The organism is uncultured Campylobacter sp. (genome assembly GCF_937949835.1).
GTDB lineage: Bacteria > Campylobacterota > Campylobacteria > Campylobacterales > Campylobacteraceae > Campylobacter_B.
Window position 1 is genome coordinate 1 of record NZ_CALEDC010000506.1, and the last position, 4,678, is coordinate 4,678.

The 4,678-nt window shown below is 49.3% G+C and carries 4 protein-coding genes; 1 reads left to right on the top strand and 3 read right to left on the bottom strand.

Features of this window, described 5'->3' with window-relative positions; all coding sequences use genetic code 11:
• Window positions 1-42: 42 nt before the first annotated feature.
• The 3 genes from Q0256_RS11255 to Q0256_RS11265 form a co-directional block, all read right to left on the bottom strand.
• Window positions 43-792: an amino acid ABC transporter substrate-binding protein gene (locus tag Q0256_RS11255; protein ID WP_291939916.1), complete on the bottom strand. Its 750-nt coding sequence runs from the start codon at window positions 790-792 to the stop codon at window positions 43-45.
• Window positions 793-885: 93 nt separating this feature from the next.
• Window positions 886-1,629, bottom strand: a complete 744-nt coding sequence (locus Q0256_RS11260; RefSeq protein ID WP_005871289.1) for an amino acid ABC transporter substrate-binding protein — start codon at window positions 1,627-1,629, stop codon at window positions 886-888.
• 384 nt (window positions 1,630-2,013) lie between these two features.
• Window positions 2,014-3,270 carry a glutamate-5-semialdehyde dehydrogenase gene (locus tag Q0256_RS11265; protein WP_297963162.1) on the bottom strand — a complete coding sequence of 419 codons (1,257 nt, stop codon included), beginning with the start codon at window positions 3,268-3,270 and terminating at the stop codon, window positions 2,014-2,016.
• Between the two features lie 187 nt (window positions 3,271-3,457).
• Here Q0256_RS11265 and nhaA point away from each other — a divergent pair, with 187 nt between their 5' ends.
• Window positions 3,458-4,618 carry a Na+/H+ antiporter NhaA gene (gene nhaA, locus Q0256_RS11270; protein ID WP_297963165.1) on the top strand — a complete coding sequence of 387 codons (1,161 nt, stop codon included), beginning with the start codon at window positions 3,458-3,460 and terminating at the stop codon, window positions 4,616-4,618.
• Window positions 4,619-4,678 lie beyond the last annotated feature (60 nt).

A 4,678-nucleotide genomic window follows, 5' to 3' on the forward strand; every position in this document is an offset into this window, starting at 1 on the left:
CTAGCGAGCTGCTAACAAGCTCTAGAATTCTGCTTGTTTCGTTCATTCACTCACATCTTTGCCGAAATATTTAAGCGAAATTTCTTTTAGCTTGCCTTCGGCTTTGAGTTCGTTTAGGGCTTTGCTGATTTGATCTGCGAGCTCTTTATTGCCCTTTTGCACGATTGCAGCGCTATAATCGACATCTTTTAGCTTTGCGGCGATTTTAATCGGAGCGTCCGGGCGTTGTTTTAAAAAGTCGTAAAATACGGTATTATCGCGCACGACAGTATCTACGCGGCGAGCGATCAGCAGCTCCATACTTTTAGCAAAACTATCTACAGTTACGTTTTGCGCGCCGTATTTCTTAGCGACTTGCGCCCAGTTGCTGGTAGCGGAGTCTGCATTTTTCTTGCCTTTTAAATCCTCGAAGCTTTTAATGTCGTTGTTATCTTTATGCACGATGATAGCTCCGTAAACGACGGTGTAGGGCACAGAATACTCATATTTTTTCTTGCGCTCATCAGTGATGCTTACTTGATTAAACACAGCGTCTGCCTTGCCTGCGTCAAATGCTGCAAGCATCGCATCCCAAGGCGCGGTTAGAAATTCTATTTTTAGGCCAAGTTTTTCGGCGACTGCGCGCGCGACATCTACGTCGTATCCTACGAGCTCATTTTTGTCGTTATAATACGAAAATGGCGAAAAGGTGCCTTCCGTAGCTACTTTAAGCGTGCCTTCGCGTAGCGTTTTAGCGTTTGCGCCGCATATTAAAAGCGCGCACGCAAGCAAAGTTTTTATTAAATTTTTCATAATTCCTCCAAAATTTTATGAGCGAAATTTAAAATGCAAAATTCCGCCCAACCAAGTTTAAAATTCCACGCTTCAACTAAGCGGTCGTAGAATTTATTCCGTAATGTCTTTGCCAAAATATTTAAGTGAAATTTCTTTCAGCACGCCTTTTTGCTTTAGCGATTTTAGCGCGGAATTTATCTGCGCCGTCAGCTCGTCATCCTTTTTAAGCAGCACAGCGGAATAGATCGGCTCATTGCCTTGAGCTGCGATCTTTAGCGGGGCGTTCGGGCGCTGCTTCATATAGTCGAAAAATGTGATATTGTCGTTGATCGTAGCGTCTGCGCGACGAGCTATGATGAGCTCCACGCCCTTGCTAAATCCGTCTGCCGTAACGATCTCGGCGCCATAGCTGCGCGCCATGTCAGCCCAGTTACTGGTAGCGGAGTGGACGCTTTTTTTGCCTTTAAGATCCGCAAAACTCTTAATCTCCTCGTTATCAGCTCGCACTACCAGCGCAGCATAAGCCACGGTATAAGGCTCGCTGAAATTATATTTTTTCTTGCGCTCCTGCGTGATGCTTACTTGATTCATCGCTATGTCCGCTTTGCCTGCGTCAAATGCCGCGAGCATCGCATCCCACGGCGCGGTTAAAAATTCCGCCTTTAGCCCTAGCTCTTTTGCCAGTGCGCGAGCGATATCGACATCAAAGCCGGTAAGATTATTTTTCTCATCATAGAAAGAATACGGCGAGTAAGTCCCCTCCGTGGCTATTACGAGCGTGCCCTCTTTGAGCGTCTTAGCGCTTAGGGTGGCGGTGATCAGCGCTGTTGCGAGCAGGGCTTTAAATATTTTCATTGAATCTCCTTGAAATTTAGCTATCGCTCGCGCTGCGAGCAGATGCGCGATTATATCGTGCGGAATATATAATTTTTATTAAAATTTTAAATTTTAGTAAGACGTGATACAAAATTTCGCCTGTATGACAAAACTTTAGCTCATATATTTTTAAAATTTTGACAGAGGTGATTTATAAAATTTCAAGTTTATTAGGTAAAAGTATCACAGACCGAATTTAGCCTGCGATACAAAATAAGATTTGCAAGTATTTCGAGGCGATTTTTTGAGTTGGAAGCTAAAATTTTGCGCAAGCTAGACTTCTGCTTGCAGTTGCGAGCGCAAGAGAAGCAAAATTTCTCTCAAAAGCGCTCGCAAGATGATCCTTTTGAAAAAGACGAGCCGCTAGCGAATTTGCCCGCCTCCGCGGACGACGTATTTATAGGTCGTGAGCTCCCTCACCCCCATCGGCCCTCTGGCGTGCAGCTTTTGCGTGCTGATGCCGATCTCGCCGCCGAATCCAAACTCGCTGCCGTCGCTAAAACGCGTCGATGCGTTGGCATAGACGATCGCGCTGCCCACTTCGTTTAAAAACCGCTCGACGTTCGCGTAATCCGCGCTTAAAATCGCGTCCGAATGCCCGCTAGAATGCGCATTTATAAAGCTTATCGCCTCATCCGTATCCCGCACCGCGCGCACGGCTAGCACGAGATCCAAAAACTCGGCGCCAAAGTCGCTCTCGCCTGCGAGCTTGACGTTTTTTGCGTTTCGCAGATCCGCGCACGCGCTCAAAAGCTGCTCGCTCACGCGAAACTCGACCTCGGGCATCTCGCGCACCAGCTCAGGCAAAATTTCGCCCGCCACGCGCTCGTGTAAAAGCACGCACTCAACGGCGTTGCAGACGCTCGGGCGCTGGGTTTTGGCGTTTTTGATTATCTTTGCGGCCTGCTTTAAATTTGCGCTCTCATCGACGAAAATGTGGCACACCCCCGCGCCCGTCATGATGATCGGCACGGTCGCGTTTTGCGCGATAAAATCTTTTAAGCTCTTGCCGCCGCGCGGTATCAAAACGTCGATATACTCGCTCATTTTCGCCATTTGCGCCACTACTTCGCGTTCGGCGCTCTCCACGAGCTGCACTGCGCCCGTCGGTAAGCCGAATTTCACCCCCGCTTCGTTAAATAAATTTACTAAAAAGATGTTTGAATTTAGCGCGCTGGCGCTGCCTCGCAGGATCGCCGCGTTGCCGCTTTTTAGCGCCAAAGCCGCCGCGTCGATGCTGACGTTTGGGCGGCTTTCGTAGATGATGCCGAGCACCCCCAGCGGCACGCGCACGCGGCTGATTTGCATACCGTTTGGATGGCTCCAGCCGCCTAAATTTTCGCCTACGACCTCGGCAAAGCCCGCCACCTCGCGCACGCCCTGCGCCATAGCCTCGATACGGGCGTCCGTTAGCCTTAGACGGTCTAGCATCGCTGCGCGGAGGCCCGATTCCTCGCCGTTTGCAAGGTCTTTGGCGTTTGCCGCTTTTATAGCCTCTTTTTGCGCTAGCAGCTCGTCCGCCACGGCGTTTAAAATTTCAAATTTAGCCCTGCTATCAAGTCTCAAAAGCTCGCCGCAAACAGCCTTTGCACGCTTACATATATCTAAAATTTCATTCATTTTCGCTCCTTAATTTATAAAAACCGTGTGCAAGCGTCCCGCTCCCGCAAGCGCGGCATGGCAAATTTTAGCGACGCGTCTACTAAATTTACCTTTAAATTTGACTTGATTATAGCCAAATTCGCCCGAATTTTATGCGAGCGTAAAAATACGCTATAATCGCCAAAATTTATAAAAAGGAAGCAAAATGGGCGGAATAAAAGAGTTTTTAAAACACGAAGCTAGCGGCGGGATTTTGCTGATGATCGCTACGGTCGCGGCGCTACTGTGTCAAAATACGTTTTTGAGCGATTTTTACAACGAATTTTTAAATACCAAATTTACCATGAGCTTCGGCGCATACGGACTAAGCAAACCCCTGATCTTGTGGGTGAACGACGGGTTGATGGCGGTATTTTTCTTTCTCATCGGACTTGAGCTAAAGCGCGAGGTGCTGGAGGGCGAGCTAAAAAATCCGTCGCAAATCGCGCTGCCAGCGATCGGCGCGGCAGGCGGCCTGATAGTGCCCGCGGTTATCTTCTATCTTTTTACGAAGCACGACTCCTTCGCGCTTGGCGGCTGGGCGATACCGACGGCGACGGATATCGCGTTTGCTCTGGGGATTTTGAGCTTACTCGGGCCTCGCGTACCGACTAGTTTAAAAATTTTCCTCATGACGCTAGCGATCGTCGACGACCTTTGCGCGATCGTGATTATCGCGCTATTTTACACGAGCGAGCTTAACGCCCAAATGCTTGCGGTCGCGAGCGTTTGTCTAGCCGCGCTTTTCGTGCTAAACAGACTCGGTGTAAAGAGCAAGGCGGCGTATCTGATCGTAGGCGCGGTGATGTGGGTAGCAGTGCTAAAATCAGGCGTTCACGCCACGCTTGCCGGCGTCGTGGCGGCCTTTTTCATACCGCTTAGCTTTAAAGACGAGCCGGGCAAATCTATGCTAAAAAGCATCGAGCACGACCTGCACGGCTGGGTAGCGTTTGGCGTGCTGCCGATATTTGCCTTCGTAAACGCAGGCATCTCACTGCGAGGCGTCGGACTGGACGAGATTTTGTCTCCGGTCGCGCTAGGCACGGCGCTGGGGCTTTTCGTCGGCAAGCAAGTCGGGGTATTTTCTTTTAGCTTTTTGGCGATCAAATTTAAGCTAGCCAAGCTACCGGAGGGGTCAAATTTCATCCAACTTTACGGCATCGCGCTACTTTGCGGCGTAGGATTTACGATGAGCCTTTTCGTTAACGGCCTAGCCTACAACGACACGGACGCCTTTGCCTACACCGACAAGCTCGCTATCTTGCTAGGTTCGGTAGTTTCGGGTGCCGCGGGGTTTATATTGCTTAAATTTAGCGCCAAAAACTAAATCGCGCGCATAAAAGAGTGCAAGATACAGATAGAAACGATCGTAGAAAAGTGTGAGATA

Coding starts and splice junctions, on each gene's coding strand:
- Q0256_RS11255 (WP_291939916.1), bottom strand. CDS start 792: ATGAAAAATTTAATAAAAACTTTGCTTGCGTGCGCGCTTTTAATATGC.
- Q0256_RS11260 (WP_005871289.1), bottom strand. CDS start 1,629: ATGAAAATATTTAAAGCCCTGCTCGCAACAGCGCTGATCACCGCCACC.
- Q0256_RS11265 (WP_297963162.1), bottom strand. CDS start 3,270: ATGAATGAAATTTTAGATATATGTAAGCGTGCAAAGGCTGTTTGCGGC.
- nhaA (WP_297963165.1), top strand. CDS start 3,458: ATGGGCGGAATAAAAGAGTTTTTAAAACACGAAGCTAGCGGCGGGATT.